This window comes from Micromonospora sp. NPDC000089, assembly GCF_042899365.1.
Classification (GTDB): Bacteria; Actinomycetota; Actinomycetes; order Mycobacteriales; family Micromonosporaceae; genus Micromonospora.
Genome location: NZ_JBIAZT010000017.1, coordinates 1 through 20,849 on the forward strand (window position 1 = coordinate 1; position 20,849 = coordinate 20,849).

A 20,849-nucleotide genomic window follows, 5' to 3' on the forward strand; every position below is an offset into this window, starting at 1 on the left:
CCGGGGGGCCCCCCCCGCGCCGGCCCCCCGCCCCCCCCGCCCCCCCGCCCCCCGGCCCCCCCCCCCCCCCCCGGGCGCCGGCGGCGGGGGCCCCCCCCGGGCCCCCCCCCCCCCCCCCGGCGGCCCCGGCGCGCCTGGTGGCCAATCGGCGCGCCGACTGAGAGCCTTTCTCACATGCTTCGCTCCGACGTCCCGGTCCTGTCACGCGCGCCCGGCCGGCCCGCCCTGCCCAGCGCCCCGGTCGACTTCACCGAGGCGTGGCTGCGTAACCGGAGGCTGTCGGAGCACACCCGCGACGCGTACCGGCGGGACGTCGCCGGCTGGCTGGCCTGGTGCGACGGCCTGCGGTTGGACCCGCTGGCCGCGAACTTCCTCGACGTCAACGCGTACGCCCGGCACCTGGAGTCCACGGTGGGCGCCCGCAGCGGCCGGCCGCTCACCCCCGCCACGGTGGCCCGCAAGCTTTCCGCCCTGTCCAGCTGGTACGAGTTCCTGGTCAAGCTGCGGGCCGTCGACGCGAACCCGGTCTCCGGCGCGGACCGGCCCCGCATCGACCGCGACCACTCGGCGACGGTCGGGCTCACCCCGGAGGAGGTGGACCGGCTGCTGGCCGCGGCGGAGGCCGACACCGGCCCGACCGCCGCCCGCAACCGGGCCGCCGTCGCCCTCCTCGCCGACCTGGGCCTGCGCGTCGGTGAGCTGGTCTCGCTCGACCTCGACGACCTCGGCGCCGAGCGGGGGCACCGCAGCGTCCGGTTCGTCGGCAAGGGCGGCAAGCCCCGCCGCCGCGCGCTCACCCCCGGCACCGCGTACGCAGTGGACGCGTACCTCGCCGACCGGGCCGCCGCCCAGGGCGTCGGGGTGGACGCGCTGACCGGGCCGCTGCTGGTCACCACCACCGGCGGGCGGCTCGACCGGCACTCGGTGTTCCGGCTGGTCCGCCGGTTGGCGCTGGCCGCCGGCATTCCCGCCGCGGCGAAGCTGTCCCCGCACTCGCTGCGGCACGCCTTCGCCACCACCGCCCGCGCCGAGGGGGTGCCGCTGGAGGACGTGCAGGACGCGATGGGGCACGCCGACCCGCGCACCACCCGCCGGTACGACCGGGACCGGCACAACCTCGACCGCGACCCGGCGTACGTGATCTGGGCGGCCCGGGCCCGTCGGCGCGGCTGACGGCTGTCGGTGCCCGCCGCTACGGTGGCCGGCGTGCGACACGGACTGGAGATCTGCTGCGGCGGCCCCGGGATGACCGCGGCCTTGCTGGTCGAGCTCGGCGAGCTCGCCGAGCGGTCCGGCTGGGACGGGGTGTTCTTCGAGGACTACCTGATCCACTACGACGGCGACGACCCACCGACCTACGACCCGTGGCTGCTGCTGGCGACCATCGCGGCGCGGACTGACCGGGTCATGCTCGGCACCACGGTGACCGGCCTGCCCCGGCGTCGGCCGGCGAAGCTGGCCCGGGAGGCACTCACCCTCGACCACCTGTCGGCCGGGCGGGCACGCGTCGCCGTCGGCGTCGGTGACCCCGGCGACCGGGGGATGGCCGCGTTCGGCGAACAGACCGACCTGAAGACCCGGGCGGCGATGCTCGACGAGGGCCTGGACGTGCTGGTCGGCCTGCTCTCCGGCGAGCGGGTGGCGCACGTCGGTGCCCACTACCGCGCCGACGGGGTGGCGCTGCGGCCCGCGCCGGTGCAGTCGCCCCGGGTGCCGGTGTGGGTGGGCGGGAGCACCCAGGCGAAGGCGGTGCTGCGCCGGGCCGCCCGGGCCGACGGCATCGTGCCGTACAAGCTCACCGACACCACCGACTGGGCCGACCTCACCCCGGACGAGGTGCACGACCTGGTGGTGGCGCTGCCGGCGACCCGGGCCGACGGTGAGCCGTTCGACGTGGCGGTCGGCGGCCGGCGGCGCCGCGCCGACGAGCGCGCCGAGCGGGCCCACCTGGCCGCTGTGGCGCAGGCAGGGGCCACCTGGTGGTTGGAGTTCGTCAAGGCCGGCGACCCGGCGGCGATGCGCGCCGCGGTGGCCCGCGGCCCACTGCGCTGACCCCGGTCGACCCGCCGGCGCGACGGACACGGAGGCGCGCCGTGGCCGACAGCCTGCCGACGCCGCCCGGGGTCGGTGAGGCGTTGAGGCCGGCCGGGGTCAGCGGCGGGTCGGGGCCGACCAGGAGGTCGGGGACCACAGCGCCACCCGGCCGCCGGGCGCCCGGCAGACCAGGCCGGCCGGCACCGCCCGGCAGCCGGTGGCGCCGGCCGGCAGCACCCCGCCGACGCGTACCCCGGACCGGTCGGCCACCGCGACGAGCCGCCGGTCGCCGTCGGCGGCGGGCCGCAGCAGCAGCGCCGGGCCCGGGTGGTCGGGCCGGGCGGGCGGGACGGCCCGCCACATCCCACCGGCCGGCCACGTCCACGCAGGCGCGCCGGTGCCGGGCAGCAGCGCCCGCCGGCCCTGCTGGTCGTGCACGCAGACCAGCCCGTCGCAGCCGGACACGGTCACCTCGCCGGCGCCGACCGGCGCCTGCCAGCGGCGGGTCAGCCCGGGCAGGTCGTACCCGGCGACGACCGGCCCGCCGGGCGTCGGGTGGCGCAGCACCAGCCGGCCGCCGATCACCTGCGGGTTGTCCGGCGCGTAGTCGGCGGGTGGGAGCCGCCCCTGCGCCACCGGCGCGCCGTCGCGCAGGTCATGCAGCCGCACCACCCCGCTGTCGTGCACCACCAGCAGCCGCCCGGTGCCCGGTGGTAGCTGCACCACGGCCGTCGACGGGATCGGCATGGTCCAGCGGTTGCGCCCGTCGGCGAGGTCGACGCCGCGGACGGCGCCCTCGACCCGCCGGCCCGGGTCCAGCACGCTGCGCGACTCGGTGACCCCGACCGCGCCGCCGTCGGACGCGTGCACCCGGTCGGCGCGCCGCCAGCGGGCGTCGCCGGTGCGCGCGGAGCGGGCGGTGGTGGTCAGCACCCGGCCCAGCGCGTCCCGCTCGCCGATCAGCAGCAGGTCACCGGCGGCCTCGGCGACCCAGCCGCCGGCCGGGGCGACCCGGTGACGCCACCGGGGCGGCCCGTCGGGCGCGGTGACGTCGTACGCGGACATGGTCGGCGGCGCGGTGGCCGGGTCCACGACCAGCAGCGTCGCGTCGGTGACCAGCAGGCTGCCCCCGGGCGGCACCGGCGGCCCGGCGACGGTCGCCGGTACGGCGGGCGGGGCGGAGCCGGCGAGCAGCGCGCAGGCCAGCAGCACGCTCAGCAGCCGCACCCACCCGCCCGGCGCCCGGTGGGGCGGCGGGCGGCGTCGGGGCTGGGGCTCGTCCCGGGTGTCGCCCAGCTCGATCAGCGGCTCGGTCATCGCGCCGGTGGGTCAGCCGAGCAGGTCGAGGTGGTGGTGCGCGTCGACGGCGACGTCCTCGTGCCGCAGCCACCGCCGCGCCCACAGCCGGGCGGCCAGCTCGGCCTGGTCGTCGCCCCACGCGGCGTGCTCGACCAGCAGCGCCGCCGCGAGCGCGTACGCCATCCGCAGCGCCAGCCCGCGGGCGCCGGCCAGCACCGCGCCGGTTCCGGGGTCGGCGGTGACCTCGGCGAGCGCGTCCCGCAGCTGCCCGGTGACCTCGGCCAGGGTGTCGGCGAGCGCCGGGGACAGCGGCCGGGCCAGGTCGGTGGCGGCGGCCAGGCGGCGCAGCAGCGGCCGGCCGGCGTCCTCCCGGGCCACCGCGCGCAGCACGTCCAGGGCCAGCACGTTGGTGGTGCCCTCCCAGATCGGCAGCACCTGGGCGTCGCGCAGCAGCCGCGGCACCCCGGTGTCCTCCACGTAGCCGGCGCCGCCGAACGCCTCCACGTACTCGGCGGCCGAGGACACCGCGAGCCGCCCGGTGGCCAGCTTGGCCAGCGGCGCGACGATCCGCAGCTCAGCCACCGCGTCCGGGTCGGCACCCACCTCGACCCGGCCGAGCAGCGCGAACGCGTGCCCGGCCAGAGCGAACGCGCCGGCCGCGTCGACCGCCAGGGCGCCCAGGGTGGCCCGGTGCAGCGGGTGGTCGGCGAGCGCCCCGCCGGCGACGTGCCGGGCCCCCGCGTACGCCCGGGCGTACGCGAGGCCGCGGCGCATCCCGGACGCCGCGGCGGACGCGTTGTGCACCCGGGTCACCACCACCAGGGTCATCGCCCGCGCCAGACCGGGCACGGCGGGGTCGCCCAGCGGCAGCGCGTACGCGTCGCGCAGCCCGATCTCGGCGGTGGGCAGCGCTCGGGTGCCGAGCTTGTCCTTGAGCCGGTGCACGGTCACCCCGGGGGCGGGGGAGTCGGCGGCGGCGCTCGCCCCGGCCAGCGGTGAGTCGGCTGCGTAGCGGGGCACCAGGAACGGGGCGAGCACCCGGCTGCCCCGGCCGGCGCCGTCGGGCCGGGCCAGCGCCACCGCGATCGGCGCGTCGGCGGCGGAGCAGAACCACTTCTCCCCGGTCAGTCGCCACGACCCGTCGGCGGCGGGCCGGCCGGTGGTGGTGGAGCGGGACAGGTCGGAGCCGCCGGTCGACTCGGTCATCCACTGGCCGCTGACCACCGCGGTGTCCGGGTCGACGCTGGTGAGCCGGGGCAGCCAGGCGTCCCGCACGCCCGGGTCGACCTCGGGCAGGCTGAGCAGGGCGGCGGCGCCGTCGGCCATCGCCACCGGGCAGGAGAAGGTGGCCGACTCCGGGCCGTACAGGTGCAGCAGGGCGTGCTGCACGACCCGCGCGGCGGCCCCCCAGGTGCCGCGCGCGTCGGGCAGGTAGGGCAGCGCGACCACCGCGTGCCGGGCGGCGGCGGCCCGCTGGGCCCGCCAGCCGGCGGAGGTGTCGATCCGGTCGACCCGGGCGCCCCAGCCGTCGTAGCGGAGCAGGGTGGGCGGGTGCGCCTCGGCGTCGGCGTGCGCGGCGCGCAGCGGCCCGGTCACGTCGGCGGCCAGGTCGGCCAGCCGCCCCTTGGCGGCGGCGTGCCCGTCCGGCCCGAGCTGCCGGTCCAGCCAGGAGCGCAGCAGCGGGTCGGCGGTGTACGGGTCGTCCAGGGTCGGTACCGGCTGCACGTAGCGGCTCATCGCTGCTCCTCGGGGGGGCTCTGTGCGCCGACGGTAGACGATGCCGGGCCGGCCGCGACAGGGGGCGATGTTCCTGCGCGTTGGTCGGTGCGGCGCTTACCGTCGGGGGTGATGGGTGGGGACGGGGGGTGGCGCCGGCCGGCCCGGCGTGGCCGGCCGGTGCGGACCGGCCTGCTGCTCGGTGGGCTGGGGATGATCATGTGCCTGGTGGGGGTGGCCGGGTTGGGCGTGTACAACGCGCAGGTGATCACCCAGGCCAGCGGGCCGGTGCGGGAGACCGCCGACGGGTTCTTCCGGGAGCTGTCCGCCGGGGAGGTGGATCAGGCGTACGAGCGGTTGTGCGCGCAGGCCCGCAGCCGGTGGAGCCAGGTCGGCTTCGCCGGGTGGGTGCGCACCCCGCCGGTGGTCAGCGGCTACGAGATCGTGGACGTGTCGGTGCGCACGAAGGCCGGCCGGCCCAACGGTGAGGTGGTCGTGCGGGTCACCCGCGACGGCGGGGCCAGCGAGCAGCGCACCCTGCCGGTGGTGCGGGAGAAGGGCGGCTGGCGGGTCTGCGGCGACCCGTTCTGACCCGGGCCGGCGCGTTCAGCCGCGGGGGCCGAGGTCGCCGGAGCGGTAGTGCCGGCGGCAGAGCACCTGGTAGCGCACGTCGGCGGTGTCGGCGGTGTCGCCGATGACGACCTGCGCGCCCTCGCGGACCACCCGGCCGTCGACGACCCGGGCGTTGAGCAGGCCCTCCCGGCCGCACCAGCAGAGCACCTCGATCTGGATCCGGGCCACTTCGTCGGCGAGCTCGAACAGCCGCTGCGCGGCCGGGAACAGGCAGGACCGGAAGTCGGTGGCCAGGCCGAACGCGTACACGTCGACGTCGTAGTGGTCGACCAGCTCGGCCATCTGCTCGACGTGCTCCACGTTGTAGAACGACGCCTCGTCGCAGATCAGGTAGTCGACGCGGACCCCCTCGGCCCAGGTGTCGCGCACCAGCGTCCGCAGGTCGAGTGCGTCGGTGACCTCGACGGCGGTGTGCGCCAGGCCGATCCGGCTGGTGACCTGCGGGCCGAGCGACCGGTCGATGCGGGTGGTGACCAGGCCGCGGCGGCCCTGCCGGGCGTGGTTGTAGTTCATCTGCAGGGCCATGGTGGATTTGCCGCAGTCCATCGGCCCCCAGAAGAACTTCAGCGCGGCGGCGTGCAGCGGCCGCCCGTCGACGCCGCGGGCGGCGGCGCAGCCGACCCCGCCCTCGTGCGGGCCCGGGAGCGGGCGGGCCAGGCAGGTGGGGGTGGCAGCGTCGTCGTCGGTCACGTCGGGGCAGCCTAGTCCATCGAGGCGCCCCGATCGGCCGGGTCAGAGCACCCGGGGCGGGGTGTTGCCGGCGGCAACGATCGCGCGGCGGATCGGCACGGCGGCCAGCAGCGCGAACCCGACCACGAAGAAGATCAGCAGGGAGACCAGGCCCACCCGGTAGGAGGCGGTGAGCTGGAACACCAGGCCGAAGGCGAGCGGCCCCAGCCAGCTGGTGCCCTTGTCGCTGATCTCGTAGAAGCCGTAGTACTCGCCCTCCCGGCCGGCGGGGATGAGCTGGCTGAACAGCGACCGGCTCAGCGCCTGGCTGCCGCCCAGCACCAGGCCGATCGCCCCGCCGAGGATCATGAACGGCAGCGGCGCCTCGGCGGGCAGCCGGAACGCGGCGAGGATCACCCCGGTCCACAGCACCAGCGACAGCAGCACCGTCTTCCAGGCGCCGATCCGCCGGGCCAGCGCGCCGAGCGCCAGCGCGCCGCCGAAGGCGAGGAACTGCACCAGCAGGATCGTCACGATCAGGGTGCTCTGCCCGAGCCGCAGCTCCTCGGTGCCGTACTGGCTGGCCAGGGTGATGACGGTCTGGATGCCGTCGTTGTAGACCAGGAAGGCGAGCAGGAAGAACAGCGTCAGCGGGTACGCCCGGATCTCCCGCAGGGTCCGGCCGAGTTGCCGGAACCCGTCGGTGAGCACGTTCCCGCCGCCGGCCAGCGCCACGGTGGAGGGGTGTTCCCGCAGCCAGCGCAGCGGTACCAGGGTGAACACCGCCCACCACACGCCGGCGGACACGATGGACCAGCGGGCCAGGTCGAGGGTGCGTTGCGGGTTGCCGTCCTCGCTGAGCAGGGTGACCGCGACCAGGTTCAGCGCCAGCAGCAGGCCGCCGCCGAGGTAGCCGATGGCCCAGCCGCGGCTGGACACGGCGTCCCGCTCGTCGGGGCCGGCCAGTTGCGGCAGGAACGAGTTGTAGACGACGATCGCCGCGCCGAAGCTGATGTTCGCGACCAGGAACAGCGCCCCGCCGAGCAGGTACCGCTCGCCGGTGACGAAGGCGAACGCGACGGTGGCGGCGGCGCCGGTGAACGCGGCGGCGGCCAGCAGCCGCTTCTTGTGCGCCGACCGGTCGGCGACCGCGCCGACCACCGGCAGCACGAAGACGGTGAGGAACACCGACAGGGAGATCAGGTACGGGTAGAACGAGCCGGCGGCGACCCGTACGCCCAGCGGGCGCACGTACCCGTCGCAGGTGTCGGCGCCGAGCTGGCAGCCGGCGGCGAGTTCGGTGACGGTGGTGAGGAACGGGCCGAGGAAGACCGTGATCACGGTGGTCTGGAACGCCGAGTTGGCCCAGTCGTAGAGGTACCAGCCGGTGCGTTCCCGGCGGGTGCTGGTCGGCGCGTCGGCGGTGGTGGGGGTGACCGTGTCGGCCATCGCGGTCCTCGGTGGGCTCAGGCGGCCCAGTGGCCGCGGCTGCGGTAGACGTCGCGCAGCACGCCGACGTGATCGGTCATGATGCCATCCACACCGAGGTCGAGTAAGTCGTGCATCTGGTCGGGTTCGTCGATCGTCCAGACATGCACCTGCAGGCCGAGGCGGTGGCAGTAGTCCAGGAACCGGCGGTCCACCACGGGCACCCGACCGTAGTGCGGCGGGACCTGCGCGGCGACCACCGACTCCGGCAGCCGCATCGGCCGGCCGTGCAGGGAGGCCAGCCGCAGCCGGGCCACCCCGCGCATGCCGAGGCTGGTGGCGACCCGCCCCTCGGTGAGGGTCCGCATCCTGCTGAGCCGGGCGTCGCTGAACGAGGCGAGCAGCACCCGGTCGGCGGCGCCGGCGCGGGTCACCGTCCGCACGGTCGGCGCGACGCCTCCGTCGGCCTTGACGTCGATGTTGAATCGGACCTGCGGCCAGGCCTCCAGGATCTCGTCGAGCCGGGGTACGACGGCGGCGCCGCCGACCCGCACCGAGGCGAGGTCGGCCCAGCGTAGGTCGGCGATCCGGCCGCGTTCGCCGGTGACCCGGTGCAGGGTGCTGTCGTGGAACACCACGGCCACCCCGTCGGCGGTGCCGTGCACGTCGGTCTCCACGTACCGGTAGCCGAGGCCGACCGCCCGGGCGAACGCCTCGGCGGTGTTCTCGTCGCCGTCGGCGGCCCCGCCGCGGTGCGCGAAGGCCAGCGGGGCGGGGCCGTCGAGGTAGGCGTATCGGGTCGGCACGCCGGGCAGTATGCCGGCCGGTGGTGACCGGCGGGTGACCGGCGGGCGATCTGCGCCCGTCCGGTGGTCGTCGCCGCTCGGGCCGGCCCCAGCCTCGGGTCAGCTCAGCCAGCCGCCGGTGAGCCGGGTGACGGCGCTGCCGTCGAGGTCGGCGAGTTTCACGCCGACGAACTGCCGCGCGGAGTCGGAGGTCTGCAGCCGCGGCGGCGGGGTGGGCCCGGTGACGGCGGTGACCACGGTCGCGGCGGCGTCGGCGGAGGACTGGGCGGCGGCGAACGCGCCGGCACTGCGTTCCAGGTACGCCCGCATGGCCGGCCCGTACGCCCCGGCCCGCTCGACGGCGGTGTCCCGGTCGATCCGGACGTTGGCGACGAACTCGCTGGCCACCGCGCCGGGCTCGACCAGGGTGACGGTCACCCCGACGGTCGCGGCGAGCGGCGTGAGCGACTCCATGAACCCCTCGACGGCGAACTTCGCCGCGCAGTACGCCTCGTTGAACGGCTGCCCGACCACCCCGCCGACGCTGCTGACGGTGACCAGTCGGCCCCCGGCGGCCCGCAGGTGCGGCAGGGCGGCGCGGCTGACCTGCAGCACCCCGAAGAAGTTGACCTCCATGACGGCGCGGATGTCGTCGAGGGTCTCCTGTTCCAGGGTGCCGACGTGCCCGGCGCCGGCGTTGTTGACCACCGCGTCGAGCCGCCCGTACGCCTCGACGACTCCGCCAACGCAGTCGGCGACCTGGCCGGCGTCGGTGACGTCGAGCCGGCGTACGTCGATCAGGTCGCCGACCCCGGCGGCGTCGGCGGCCTCGCGTAGGGTGCCCGCCCGGCCCGGGTCGCGCATGGTGGCCACGGTCCGCCAGCCGGCCTGGGCGCAGCCCAGGGCGATCTCCAACCCGATGCCGGTGGACGTGCCGGTGATCAGTACGGTCTGCTCGCTCATGCCGCGACGGTCTCACATCCGGCCGGTCGGGGCGGCGGCAACCCGTCAGTCCGGCCGGTGCCGGTGGTGCTGCCGGCTGGTGTCGACCGGCCGGCCGGGGTCGACGTGCCGGGGCCGGTCGGGTTCGTCGGCGCGCAGCGGCGCCAGGGTGTCGGTGATCGCGTCGGTGATCCGGTCGGTGCCGCGCCGGGCGGCGCCGGGGGCGTGCCGGTCGAGGTCGTGCAGGTCCAGCGGGGGACCGAAGCGGACCCGGACCACCGGCCGGCGGCGGATCGCCCGGGCGACGCCGCGCAGCAGTCCCTGGGGCGCCCGGTAGGGGAGCACCTCGTGGGAGCCCCACTGGGCGACCGGCACGATCGGGGCGCCGCAGGCGATGGCGAGCCGGGCGGCGCCGGTCTTGCCGCGCTCGGGCCACAGGCCGGGGTCGAGCCCGATGCGGCCCTCGGGGTAGACCAGCACCACCGAGCCGGCGGTGACCGCGGCGGCGGCGTCGTCGAGGGCCCGGTGCACGGCGGCGGTGCCGCGGTCGACGCGCAGGTGCCCGGCGCGGCGCATCAGCGACCCCAGCACGGGGGCGCGGAACAGACCACCGGTGGCCATGAACCGGGGCGCGACGCCGCGGGCCCGGCAGGCGGCGGCGAGCACCACCGGGTCGAACGGGCTGATGTGGTTGGCGGCCAGGATCAGCGGCCCGCCGCGCAGGTGCGCCGGCACGTCGCCGCTGACCTCCAGCCGGGCGAGCGCGCCGACGAGCAGCCGGGCGAGGGCCTGGGCGGCCCGCCAGAGCGTCGGCGGTCGCCATCCGGTGGTGTCCATCAGTGCTAGATCGTGCCACGCCGGCCGCTCGGCGCGCGGTCCCGCGCCGGGGCCCGCGGGGGTGATCAGGGTCATTGGTCCCGAGCCGGTTCGGGCCCGGAGACCCTGCCGCAATCTCTACGACGAGCAGTAGTATTTACTACGTCCCGTAGTACCAATGGTTGGGGGTTTCAGGTGGACGCGTTGGACGTCGCCCGCTGGCAGTTCGGTGTCACCACCGTCTACCACTTCCTGTTCGTGCCGCTGACCATCGGCCTGTCCGTGCTGGTCGCCATCCTGCAGACCCGCTGGCACCGCACCGGCGACGAGAAGTACCTGAAACTCACCAAGTTCTACGGCAAGCTCTTCCTGATCAACTTCGCGATGGGCGTGGTCACCGGCATCGTGCAGGAGTTCCAGTTCGGCATGAACTGGTCCGACTACTCCCGCTTCGTCGGTGACATCTTCGGCGCGCCGCTGGCCATCGAGGCCCTGGTCGCGTTCTTCCTGGAGTCGACCTTCATCGGGCTGTGGATCTTCGGCTGGGACCGGCTGCCCAAGAAGCTGCACCTGGCCAGCATCTGGGCCGCCGCGATCGGCAGCAACCTGTCCGCGTACTTCATCCTCGCCGCGAACTCGTTCATGCAGAACCCGGTCGGCTTCCGGATCAACCCCGACACCGGTCGCGCCGAACTGACCGACTTCGTCGCCGTGCTCACCAACAAGGTCGCCCTGATCACCTTCCCGCACACCCTCGCCGGGTCGTTCCTGGTCGCCGGCGCACTGGTCACCACCGTCGGCCTGTGGCACGTCATGCGCCGCCCCGCCGGCCCGGACACCCCGGCCTACCGGACCGCCACCCGGTTCGGCGCCTGGGTGGTGCTCGTCGCCTCCACGCTCGTGCTGATCACCGGCGACATCCAGGGCAAGATCATGACCCAGGTGCAGCCGATGAAGATGGCCGCCGCCGAAGGCCTCTACACCACCGAGAGCCCCGCCTCGTTCTCCGTGCTCACCGTCGGCAGCCTCGACGGCAGCCGCGAGGTCTTCGCCATCAAGATCCCCTACCTGCTGTCGTACCTGGGCACCGGCGACCCGAACGGCACCGTGCACGGCATCAACGACCTGCAGGCCCAGTACGCCAGCCAGTACGGCCCCGGCAGCTACACCCCGATCATCCCGGTCACCTACTGGAGCTTCCGCTTCATGATCGCCTTCGGGCTGGCCGCCGCCGCGATCGCCCTGCTGGTGCTCTGGAGCCAGCGCAAGGGCCGCACCCCCACCAACCGGTGGTTGCTGCGCGCCGGCCTCGCCATGCCGGTGCTGCCGCTGCTGGCCAACTCCTTCGGCTGGATCTTCACCGAGATGGGCCGCCAGCCCTGGATCGTCTTCGGCGAGATGCTCACCCGCAACGGCGTCTCCCGCAGCGTCTCCCTCGCCGAGGTGCTCACCTCGTTCACCGCGTTCACCCTCATCTACGCCACCCTCGCCGTCATCGAGGTCAAACTGCTGCTGCGCTACGCCCGCGCCGGCGTACCCGACGTCACCACCGACACCACGCCCACCGACGACAGCGACGACGCCGAGCGTCCGCTCGCCTTCGCCTACTGACCCCGGAGCCTCCCGTGGAACTGACCACCATCTGGTTTCTGCTCGTGGCCGTGCTGTTCACCGGCTACTTCATCCTCGAAGGCTTCGACTTCGGCGTCGGCATGCTGCTGCCCGTCCTCGGCCGCGACGACCGGGAACGCCGCGTCCTGATCAACACCATCGGCCCGGTCTGGGACGGCAACGAGGTCTGGCTGATCACCGCCGGCGGCGCCATGTTCGCCGCCTTCCCCGAGTGGTACGCCACCCTCTTCTCCGGCTTCTACCTGCCGCTGCTGCTCATCCTGCTCGCCCTGATCGCCCGCGGCGTCGCCTTCGAATACCGCCACAAGCGCCCCGAGGCCGCCTGGAAGCGCCGCTGGGACGCCGCCATCTTCTTCGGCTCGCTGCTGCCGGCGTTCCTCTGGGGCGTCGCCTTCGCCAACATCCTGCGCGGCGTGCCCCTGGACGCCGACCACGAGTACGTCGGCGGCCTGCTCGACCTGCTGCACCCGTACGCCCTGCTCGGCGGCCTGACCACCCTCGCTCTCTTCCTCACCCACGGCGCGGTGTTCATCGCCCTGAAGACCACCGGCGACATCCGTGAGCGCGCCGGCGCCCTGGCCGTCAAGCTCGGCGTCGGCACCGCCGTGGTGGCGGTGGCCTTCCTGACCTGGACGCTCACCATCCGCTCCAGCGCCGCCGCCGTCGTGCTCGCCGTCGGCGCCGCCCTCGCCCTGGTCGCCGGCCTGGCCGCCGCCCGGGTACGCCGGGAGGGCTGGGCGTTCACCGGCACCGCCGTGGCCATCGCGCTGGCCGTGGCGACCCTGTTCGCGGCGCTGTTCCCCAACGTCATGCCCTCGACCCTGGACGCCGCCGGCACGCTCACCGCCACCAACGCCGCGTCCACCCCGTACACCCTGAAGATCATGACCTGGGTGGCCGTGGTGTTCACCCCGATCGTGCTCGCCTACCAAGGTTGGACCTACTGGGTGTTCCGCCGCCGAATCGGGGTACAGAACATCCCGCAGCACTGATTGACGCGCATGAGGGGCGCGAGGGGAAGCGGGGCCGGTGCGAGGGGGTCGCACCGGCCCCGCTGGGCGTCCGCGGCAGATCACCTCAGCGGGCCTCGCGCAGCTCCGCCAGGCGCGCCTCGATCTCCGCCAACTCCGCGCGCAACTTGTCCGCCTGCTGCTCCGCCTCCGCCCGCTCCGCCGACAGGATCTGCTCCACCGCCTCCTGCACCCCCGGCACGTCCACCAACGCCACCATCCGCAACGCCTCCGCCGGCTTCACCACATACGGCTTCGCCAACGCCTTCGCACCCTGCTGCGCCGCCACCGTCCACTCACCGTCCGCGTACGCCAGGGTCACCGTCAACCCCGCCGGACCCTTCGGCTTCACCGCCTTCACCGCCCGCCGCGCCGCCGGCTTCGCCTCCGCCTGCTGCTCCACCCTCGGCTCCTCCCGACGCGGCGCCGGCACCCGCGGCGTGTCCAACACGAACTCCGGCTCCGCCGGCGCGGCCGGCGCGGCCGGCGCGGCCGGCTCCTCGGCCACCGGCTCCGGCGCCGGCTTACGACCCGCGCCCCGCGGCGCCACCGCCACGTCGGCGGGGGAGAACGGCAACTCGTCCCGACCGAACCGCACCACCACGAACTCGTCCGACACCTCCGGATCGGTCAGCCCCACCACCTGACCCACCTGCCCGGCCACCTGACCCGCCGAGGCGGTGAACACCACCCGGGGCTTACGACCCGCCGCCAGCGCCTCCCGGATGCTCCGCACCTCGTCAGTGGACAAACCCTGGCCCGCCATCACAGCCCTCTTCCGTCGTACACCTGTTTGATTCCTGCCTTGATACCAGGCCGCCACCGCCGACGGAAGATCAACCCCCGAGGATCCGCAACGCCTGATCCGCGTGACCGTTCATGTCCAACTCGCTGTGCACCACCCCGAGCACCCGCCGATCCGAACCGATCACGAACGTCATCCGCCGCATGCTCAACGGCCCCAACGGCAACCGCCGCCGCACCCCGAACGCCTCCGCCACCGACCCGTCGGAGTCCGACAACAACGGAAAGTCGAACCCGTGCCGGCGCGAGAACTCCGCCTGCTTCGCCACCGGATCCCGACTGATCCCCACCCGAGACGCACCCACCGCCGCGAACTCCGCCGCCAGATCCCGGAAATGACAACTCTCCGCCGTACACCCCCGGGTCATCGCCGCCGGATAGAAGAACACCACCACCGGCCCCGCCGCCACCAACTCCGACAGCCGCCGCGGCGCACCCGTCTCATCCGGCAACACGAAATCCTCGACCAGGTCACCCACGCTCACGCCCACCACGCACCTCCACCACCCGACCGCGAACCCGACGCGCGGAGCCTAGGCGATCACCCCCACACCGCCGCCACCTCCTCCACCGCCGACCCCGCCTGCGCGAACCCCGCCCGAGCCGCCCCCGCCCGCCGCGCCGGATCCAACACGTTCCGACCAATCGCCGCCCGCGCCGCCCGATCCGGCGACACCACCACCACCCGCGCACCCCACCGCCGCAACGCCGCCACCTGCGCCGACAACCGCGGCATCGACCCGAACGACGCCGTCGTCGGCGCCAACACCACCACCGACCCCGCACCCCGCGCCAGATCCGCGTTCACCGCCGACCGCACCCCACCATCCACATACCGGCGGTCACCGATCGTCACCGGCGGCCACACCCCCGGCACCGCGCAACTCGCCCCCACCGCATCCACCAACGACACCCCACTACCGGCGTCGAACACCACGAACCCACCCGACACCGCATCCACCGCCGTCACCAGCAACCGCCGCGCCGGCCACTGGTGCACCGGCAACCGCGCCTCGATCACCGCCCGCCGCGACGCCTCCGACGGCGTACCCGCCGCCAACGCCATCGCCCCCACCCGGGCCCGCGCCCGCACCGCGTCCCGCCCCCGACCACCCGCCCACACCAACCGCGCCACCGCCGCCACCCCGAACCGCGCCGCCAGCTCACCGTCCGCCGGCGCCAACTGCCGCTCGTACGACTCCGCCACCGGCCGTCCCGAACACAACTGCGCACCCACCACCGAACCCGCCGACGTGCCCACCACCAGCTCCGCTTCCGCCAGCACCACCCCCCGCTCCGCCAGCCCCGCCACCACCCCCCACTCCCAGGCCACCCCGGTCACCCCGCCGCCACCCAGCACCAACGCCCGTACCATCGCCGACCACCCTTCGCACACCCCGACCCGTCCCCGAGACGGTAACGTCGGCAGCCACCACAACGGGGGGAGTGGACCATTGAAACCGGTCACCGTCATCACCGGCGGCAGCCGCGGCATCGGCGCCGCCACCGCCCGCCGGCTCGCCGCCGCCGGCCACCACATCGCCATCGCCTACCGACGCGACCACACCGCCGCCGCCCGCGTCCTCGACGACCTCCGCGAACACGGCAACCAGGCCGTCGCCGTACCCGCCGACACCACCGACCCCGACCAGGTCCAGCACCTCTTCGACACCGCCGCCGAGCTCGGCCCGCTCACCGCACTGGTCAACAACGCCGGCGTCACCAGCCTCATCGGCCCCTTCACCGACCTGCGCGCCGACGACCTGCGCCGGGTCGTCGACGTCAACCTCATCGGGTACGTCCTCTGCGCCCAACAGGCCGCCCGCCGCCTCGACCGCGGCGGCGCCATCGTCAACATCTCCTCCGCCGCCGCCACCCTGGGCAGCCCGGGGGAGTACATCCACTACGCCGCCGTCAAGGCCGCCACCGACACCCTCACCATCGGCCTCGCCAAGGAGCTCGCCCCCCGCGGCATCCGGGTCAACGCCGTCGCCCCCGGCATCATCCGCACCGACATCCACGCCGACTCCGGCGTACCCGACCGCGCCGACACCGCCGTCGGCCGCATCCCACTCGGCCGCGCCGGCGAACCCGACGAGGTCGCCGGCGCCGTCGCCTGGCTGCTCGGCCCCGACGCCACCTACACCACCGGCGCCGTGCTGCGCGTCGCCGGCGGCCTGTAGACAGCACGGCGGCCCGGAGCCGATCCGCTCCGGGCCGCCGTGGCCGTCCGCCTCAGCTGGTGAACAGCTTCGCCGCCGTGATCAGCGTCTGCACCACCCCGTACCCCAACAGCACCGCCACGACCAGCCACGAGATCCACAGCCGGGCCGTCTGCCCCACCTGCCTGCCCTCGTTCACCGCGCACCCCTCTCCGCCGCAACCGGCTCCGCACCCGCACCGTCCCGGCCCGCCGCCGGCTCGTGGAAACGCTCCGGCACCGGCCGGACCAGCAGGTTCGCCACGAACCCGACCGCCAGCACCCCGACCATCGTGAACAACGCCGGCCGGTACGCCGACGCCGTCAACGTCCCCGGCTTACCCTGCGCGTCCAGGAACGCGTTCACGATCAACGGCCCCGCCACCCCGGCCGCCGACCACGCCGTCAGCAGCCGCCCGTGGATCGCACCCACCTGGTACGTCCCGAACAGGTCCCGCAGGTACGCCGGCGCGGTGGCGAACCCGCCGCCGTAGAACGACAGGATCACGCACGCCAACAGCACGAACAGCGCCGTCGCGGTCTGCCCGAACAGCGCCAGCAGCGCGTACAGCACCATGCCCACACCCAGGTACACCAGGTAGATCGGCTTGCGGCCGATCAGGTCCGAGGTGGACGACCACACGAACCGGCCCGCCATGTTGAACAGCGACAGCAGCCCCACGAAACCGCCCGCCGCGGCCACCGTGACCGCGGACGTGCCGTTGTCCCGGAAGAAGTCCTGGATCATCGGGCTGGCCTGCTCCAGGATGCCGATCCCGGCGGTCACGTTGCAGAACAGCACCACCCACAGCAGCCAGAACGACCGGGTCTTCACCGCGTTCGCCGCCGACACGTTCGCCGTGGTCACCATCGGCTTGGCCGCCACCCGCGCCGGGTCGAACCCGGCCGGCCGCCAGTCCGGCGCCGGCACCCGCACGTTGAACACTCCGAACATCATGATCAGGAAGTAGCCGACGCCCAGCGTCACGAACAGCCACACCAGCGCCGACCCGGAGGCCGTCGACCCCGCGTTCGACGGGTCGTACCCGGAGTCGAAGTACGACAGCAGCTGCCGGGACAGGGGAGAGGCCACCATCGCGCCGCCACCGAAGCCCATGATCGCCAGGCCGGTCGCCAGGCCCGGCCGGTCCGGGAACCACTTGATCAACGTGGAGACGGGGGAGATGTACCCGATCCCCAGGCCGATCCCGCCGAGCAGCCCGTAGCCCAGGTACAGCAGCCACAACTGCTTCGTCGCGATGCCCGCCGCGCCCACCAGGAAGCCGGCGGCCCAGAAGCACGCCGAGACGAACATCGCCTTGCGCGGCCCGTTCGCCTCCACCCAGGTGCCGGCGACCGCCGCGGACAACCCCAGCATCACGATCGCGATGCTGAAGATCACCCCGATCGCCGTCTGGCTGGCGTCGAAGTGCGCGATCAGCGAGTTCTTGTAGACGCTGGTCGCGTAGACCTGACCGATGCACAGGTGGATGGCCAGGGCCGCCGGCGGGATGAGCCAGCGGCGGTAACCGGGCGGCGCGACGGTGCGCTGCCGATCGAGCGCGGAAAGCATGGGCTGCTTCCTCTCCGGGATACCGAGAAACGTTCCGGTCTCTCTGCCCACCCACAAGGGCACCGGTAAACCCGACCGCGCCGGACGGTCGATCCGCTGAGCCGAACGGTCGTCCGCCGCGCCGATTCGATAATGCACATTATGTCAAGTAAGCGCTGAGAGGGGCTCCCCGACGGGCGCGGTCAGGCGTCGTACGCCAGGCGGGCGTGCAGGTGCGTGTCGTGCCAGCCGTCCGCGTGCCGGCCCTCGGCGCGCTTGGTTCCCTCCACGGCGAAACCAGCCCGGCTGGCCACCCGACAGGAGGCGGCGTTACGCGTCGAGTGGTTCAGCTCCACCCGGTGCAACCGCGCCGGTCCGAAGCACCACGCGGTCAACGTGGACAGCGCCCGCGCGGCCACCCGTCGTCCGCGCGCCTGGGGCAGCACCCAGTACGACACCTCGGTGAGCCCTTCGACGAGGTCGAGCCGGCGCAGGCCGATCTGGCCGGCGACGATCCCCTCCCGCAGCACCGCCCAGCCGGCGCCGGTCTCGGTGCGCCACCGGTGCGGCCAGCCGGCGATCCAGGCGTCTGCCTCGTCGTCGGTCATGGACCGGCAGTGCCAGCGCTGGATGGCCGGGTCGGCGTACGCGGCCACCACGGCGGCCCGGTCGGCCGGTCGCCACGGGCGCAGGGTGATCTCGTCGCCGGTCAGTTCGGGTTGGTCGAGGGCGGCCAGTGCGCCGGGTGACACGGCGGGTGCGGCGAGCATCGGCATGCGGGGAACGGTAGTGCGCGCCGGAGCCTCCGCTCCCCTGGCTCGCCATGGCCGGGAACGCGAGAATCATGCATAATATCCCTTATGCATGATAAACAGGACGAATCGGTAGGGCGGTTGATCGAGGAGTTCCTGACCGCTCGCGCCACCCGCAAGCCCTCCCCCCACACCCTCGCCGCCTACCGTCGGGATCTGACCACCGTGGCAGCCCTGGCCGCGACGGAGGGCGACGCCACTCCCCTCCCCCTCGATCAACTTCCGGTCGCCGCACTCTCCCCCCGGGTGATGCGCGCGGCGTTCGCGCGCTTCGCCGCTCCCCGCGCCGCGGCGTCCGTCCACCGTGCCTGGTCCACCTGGAACAGCCTCTTCACGTTCCTGGTCGCCGAGGGTGTCGTAGCGGGGAATCCGATGCCGGCGGTGGGGCGGCCCCGCACGCCGCTCCCCCGCCCGAAGCCACTGCGGGGCGAGGGCACGCCGGAGGAGTTGCTGGCGGCGGTGGCGCGCGCGGAGGGCCGGCAGCGCGACCCGTGGCCGGAGCGGGACCTGGCGGTGTTGGCGCTGGCGTTGTGCGCGGGGCTGCGCCTGTCGGAGCTGCTGGCGTTGCGGGTGTCGTCGGTGGCGGGCCGCGACGGTGAGCGCCGGGTGGACGTGGCGGGCAAGGGTGGGCGGCCCCGCACGGTGCCGATCGAGGCGGGTGTTGACCGGGTGTTGACCGGTTACCTGGACACTCGGCGGTTCCGGTTCGGCGCACGCAGCGTGCGCCCGGATGGGCCGATGCTGGTGGATCGGCAGGGTGAACCACTGCGCAGGGGTGGCCTGCAGTATCTGGTGGAGTCGTGTTACAGGCGGGCGGGCATCGGGGACCGGGTGCCGCGGGGGGCGCGCTTGCACGCGTTACGGCACACGTTCGCCACGCGGCTGGCCGAGGACGGGGCGAGCGCGGCGGAGATCATGCGGTTGTTGGGGCACGCGTCGTTGGCGTCGTCGCAGACGTACATCGAGGTGACGGCGGGTCAGCAGCGGGCGGCGGCGGCGGCGAACCGCACGAACCGAGCGTTGTCGGGGTTGCCCATGCGTTAGAGGGCTCGCCGGTCGGCCAGGCCGAGCTGGTCGGCGACGTACGCCAGGTGATGTGAGGTTCCCCAGGCGATCCAGTGGGTGGCGGTGCCGGCCCCGGCGTGGCCGGCAGCACGCAAGACGATCTGCTCGTCACCCCAGGAGAAATGTCGTCCGGCGGTCGGCCAGTGGTTCGCGGACACGATCGCCTGGCAGATGTCGTAGACCCCGGTGTTGCCGTTGCCGTCGCGCGTCGCGCGGTAGGTCCACCAAGCCTCGCGGTCGGTGTAGCGGATGTTCGGTGCCGGTCCCCGGCTGCCGGAGCTCATCCGGGGATGAGTGACGCCGTAGTCGGCGAACGGGATGCCGTGATCCTGAAGCCGCTGCCAAAGGTTGAAGTCGCGTCGGCGGAGCGGGGTGGCGATGTGGGCTGGCACGTGGGAGACGTTGGGGGGCATGGCTCCCGCAGCGACGACGACTGTCTTCCAGGGGTGGCGTCGGGCCCACGCGAGGTGTTTGCGGGCCAGGGGTTCGGCGCTCGTGAGGTCCTGGTCGGAGCGGACCTCGGCAAGGTCGAGGATGAGGATGCAGTCTTCGGGGCGCATGTCGGTGGCGCACAGGACGTGACTCAGTCGTGCGGCTATCTCGGCCGCGTCCAGTTGCGCGTCGTCGCCGGTGAGCCGCACGACGCCGCCGTGCGGGGCGGCGGCGTCTCGGACATCCGCCAGCTGTGCGGGGGTGTCGTGCAGGTGGGCGACGGGCAGCGCGGGGATGCCCCACTGGTGCAGGTCGCCGGCGATGTCCTGGAGCGGTCGGCGGTTGCCGGTGGTCGGCTCCGGCAGGTGGCGTACGTCGACGGCGATGACCATGTCGCGCGGGATGGTCTCCTGCGCGTACTGGCTGAAGACGTAGGCATCCTTGATCGAACCGCGGTCGGACGGTGGCACGTCGAAGATCGGGAGGATGTGCGGTGCCAGTTCATCGGGGACGTGGCTGATGGCCTGAAGTTCGGCTCTGCGGCCCTTGAGGATCGGATAGTAGCCCGCCATGGCATCGCCCCACACGATTCGACGACAGTCACTTGTATCGATGTTCCACGTTCTGTTTTCGATCGACAACCCTGCGTGCCCGAAGCGGGTGGACGGTTATTGCCGCGCTGGCAGGATCGGTTCGGTACGGGTGGGTGTGGCGCGGGCGGTGGCGGTCGGCTGGGTGCAGGAGTGGAACGCGCGCGGAACGTCGGTGCAGGGCACGCCGTTCAGCGGGTCGACGGTGGATGCCGGACGACGCGGAGCTGCCGGCGTCGTCGGACGTGGACGTGCCGCTGGGGCCCGGCTTCCCCGCGGCGAAATTAGGCGGGGGCGTCTGTTGCCGGATGTGGACGAGTCGTGTGCCGAGGTGGCGGGGCCGATCAGGCCGCGGGTCGGTGGGGTGGTTCCGACGACGGTGGCGATGTTGTTCCGAGACGCGGTGCGGCGGCGCGACGGCTGACGGCTT

General features: G+C 74.0%; 21 protein-coding genes and 1 pseudogene. 8 read left to right on the top strand and 14 right to left on the bottom strand.

Annotated features, from left to right (window positions below; translation table 11 throughout):
- Positions 1 to 174 precede the first annotated feature (174 nt).
- On the top strand, positions 175 to 1,173 hold the full coding sequence (locus tag ACFY3U_RS23970) for a tyrosine-type recombinase/integrase (protein WP_387205570.1): 999 nt from the start codon (positions 175 to 177) through the stop codon (positions 1,171 to 1,173).
- Between the two features lie 33 nt (positions 1,174 to 1,206).
- The gene (locus ACFY3U_RS23975) at positions 1,207 to 2,052 is read left to right on the top strand and encodes an LLM class flavin-dependent oxidoreductase (RefSeq protein WP_387205572.1); all 846 of its coding nucleotides are present in this window, start codon (positions 1,207 to 1,209) and stop codon (positions 2,050 to 2,052) included.
- 99 nt (positions 2,053 to 2,151) lie between these two features.
- Here ACFY3U_RS23975 and ACFY3U_RS23980 read toward each other — a convergent pair whose 3' ends face one another.
- Positions 2,152 to 3,351, bottom strand: a complete 1,200-nt coding sequence (locus ACFY3U_RS23980) for a hypothetical protein (RefSeq protein WP_387205574.1) — start codon at positions 3,349 to 3,351, stop codon at positions 2,152 to 2,154.
- Between the two features lie 12 nt (positions 3,352 to 3,363).
- Positions 3,364 to 5,070, bottom strand: coding sequence for an acyl-CoA dehydrogenase family protein (locus ACFY3U_RS23985; protein ID WP_387205576.1), 1,707 nt, complete (start codon positions 5,068 to 5,070; stop codon positions 3,364 to 3,366).
- A 111-nt stretch (positions 5,071 to 5,181) separates the two neighbouring features.
- Between ACFY3U_RS23985 and ACFY3U_RS23990 the strand changes: the two genes are divergently transcribed.
- Complete coding sequence (locus tag ACFY3U_RS23990; RefSeq protein ID WP_387205578.1) at positions 5,182 to 5,640, top strand: hypothetical protein; 459 nt, start codon at positions 5,182 to 5,184, stop codon at positions 5,638 to 5,640.
- A 15-nt stretch (positions 5,641 to 5,655) separates the two neighbouring features.
- Here the strand turns inward: ACFY3U_RS23990 and ACFY3U_RS23995 are convergent, their stop codons facing one another.
- From ACFY3U_RS23995 to ACFY3U_RS24015, 5 genes are all read right to left on the bottom strand, one after another.
- Positions 5,656 to 6,372 (bottom strand): thymidine kinase, encoded by a 717-nt coding sequence (locus ACFY3U_RS23995; protein WP_387205579.1) that lies wholly within the window; start codon positions 6,370 to 6,372, stop codon positions 5,656 to 5,658.
- A gap of 42 nt (positions 6,373 to 6,414) precedes the next feature.
- Positions 6,415 to 7,800 (bottom strand): MFS transporter, encoded by a 1,386-nt coding sequence (locus ACFY3U_RS24000; protein WP_387205581.1) that lies wholly within the window; start codon positions 7,798 to 7,800, stop codon positions 6,415 to 6,417.
- 17 nt (positions 7,801 to 7,817) lie between these two features.
- Entirely contained in the window at positions 7,818 to 8,585 is a 768-nt protein-coding gene (locus tag ACFY3U_RS24005) for a glycerophosphodiester phosphodiesterase (protein ID WP_387205583.1), read from the bottom strand.
- A 99-nt stretch (positions 8,586 to 8,684) separates the two neighbouring features.
- Entirely contained in the window at positions 8,685 to 9,527 is an 843-nt protein-coding gene (locus tag ACFY3U_RS24010; protein ID WP_387205585.1) for an SDR family NAD(P)-dependent oxidoreductase, read from the bottom strand.
- 45 nt (positions 9,528 to 9,572) lie between these two features.
- A complete protein-coding gene (locus ACFY3U_RS24015; protein ID WP_387205586.1) occupies positions 9,573 to 10,343 on the bottom strand; it encodes a lysophospholipid acyltransferase family protein in 771 nt (256 codons plus the stop codon).
- A gap of 174 nt (positions 10,344 to 10,517) precedes the next feature.
- Between ACFY3U_RS24015 and ACFY3U_RS24020 the strand changes: the two genes are divergently transcribed.
- On the top strand, positions 10,518 to 11,933 hold the full coding sequence (locus ACFY3U_RS24020) for a cytochrome ubiquinol oxidase subunit I (protein WP_387205588.1): 1,416 nt from the start codon (positions 10,518 to 10,520) through the stop codon (positions 11,931 to 11,933).
- 14 nt (positions 11,934 to 11,947) lie between these two features.
- Positions 11,948 to 12,946, top strand: a complete 999-nt coding sequence (gene cydB, locus ACFY3U_RS24025) for a cytochrome d ubiquinol oxidase subunit II (protein ID WP_387205590.1) — start codon at positions 11,948 to 11,950, stop codon at positions 12,944 to 12,946.
- Between the two features lie 85 nt (positions 12,947 to 13,031).
- Here the strand turns inward: cydB and ACFY3U_RS24030 are convergent, their stop codons facing one another.
- The 3 genes from ACFY3U_RS24030 to ACFY3U_RS24040 form a co-directional block, all read right to left on the bottom strand.
- Positions 13,032 to 13,730: a hypothetical protein gene (locus ACFY3U_RS24030; protein WP_387205592.1), complete on the bottom strand. Its 699-nt coding sequence runs from the start codon at positions 13,728 to 13,730 to the stop codon at positions 13,032 to 13,034.
- Between the two features lie 70 nt (positions 13,731 to 13,800).
- Positions 13,801 to 14,253, bottom strand: coding sequence for a peroxiredoxin (locus ACFY3U_RS24035; RefSeq protein ID WP_387205594.1), 453 nt, complete (start codon positions 14,251 to 14,253; stop codon positions 13,801 to 13,803).
- A gap of 56 nt (positions 14,254 to 14,309) precedes the next feature.
- Complete coding sequence (locus ACFY3U_RS24040; RefSeq protein ID WP_387205596.1) at positions 14,310 to 15,143, bottom strand: patatin-like phospholipase family protein; 834 nt, start codon at positions 15,141 to 15,143, stop codon at positions 14,310 to 14,312.
- Positions 15,144 to 15,222: 79 nt separating this feature from the next.
- Here ACFY3U_RS24040 and ACFY3U_RS24045 point away from each other — a divergent pair, with 79 nt between their 5' ends.
- Entirely contained in the window at positions 15,223 to 15,951 is a 729-nt protein-coding gene (locus tag ACFY3U_RS24045) for an SDR family oxidoreductase (protein WP_387205598.1), read from the top strand.
- A 52-nt stretch (positions 15,952 to 16,003) separates the two neighbouring features.
- Here the strand turns inward: ACFY3U_RS24045 and ACFY3U_RS24050 are convergent, their stop codons facing one another.
- From ACFY3U_RS24050 to ACFY3U_RS24060, 3 genes are all read right to left on the bottom strand, one after another.
- Positions 16,004 to 16,129 (bottom strand): hypothetical protein, encoded by a 126-nt coding sequence (locus ACFY3U_RS24050; RefSeq protein WP_387205600.1) that lies wholly within the window; start codon positions 16,127 to 16,129, stop codon positions 16,004 to 16,006.
- Positions 16,126 to 17,541 (bottom strand): OFA family MFS transporter, encoded by a 1,416-nt coding sequence (locus ACFY3U_RS24055; protein WP_387205602.1) that lies wholly within the window; start codon positions 17,539 to 17,541, stop codon positions 16,126 to 16,128. The genes ACFY3U_RS24050 and ACFY3U_RS24055 overlap by 4 nt, the downstream gene beginning before the upstream one ends.
- A gap of 182 nt (positions 17,542 to 17,723) precedes the next feature.
- Positions 17,724 to 18,296: a GNAT family N-acetyltransferase gene (locus ACFY3U_RS24060; RefSeq protein ID WP_387205604.1), complete on the bottom strand. Its 573-nt coding sequence runs from the start codon at positions 18,294 to 18,296 to the stop codon at positions 17,724 to 17,726.
- 84 nt (positions 18,297 to 18,380) lie between these two features.
- On the opposite strand from ACFY3U_RS24060, the gene ACFY3U_RS24065 reads away from it, so the two are divergent.
- Positions 18,381 to 19,376, top strand: coding sequence for a tyrosine-type recombinase/integrase (locus ACFY3U_RS24065; protein ID WP_387205606.1), 996 nt, complete (start codon positions 18,381 to 18,383; stop codon positions 19,374 to 19,376).
- Here the strand turns inward: ACFY3U_RS24065 and ACFY3U_RS24070 are convergent.
- The gene (locus ACFY3U_RS24070) at positions 19,373 to 20,401 is read right to left on the bottom strand and encodes a beta family protein (RefSeq protein ID WP_387205608.1); all 1,029 of its coding nucleotides are present in this window, start codon (positions 20,399 to 20,401) and stop codon (positions 19,373 to 19,375) included. The two genes, ACFY3U_RS24065 and ACFY3U_RS24070, sit on opposite strands and share 4 nt — an antisense overlap.
- Positions 20,402 to 20,645: 244 nt before the next feature.
- Here ACFY3U_RS24070 and ACFY3U_RS24075 point away from each other — a divergent pair.
- A pseudogene (locus ACFY3U_RS24075) lies at positions 20,646 to 20,843 on the top strand (bifunctional 5,10-methylenetetrahydrofolate dehydrogenase/5,10-methenyltetrahydrofolate cyclohydrolase); the annotation flags it as partial.
- Between the last annotated feature and the right edge of the window lie 6 nt (positions 20,844 to 20,849).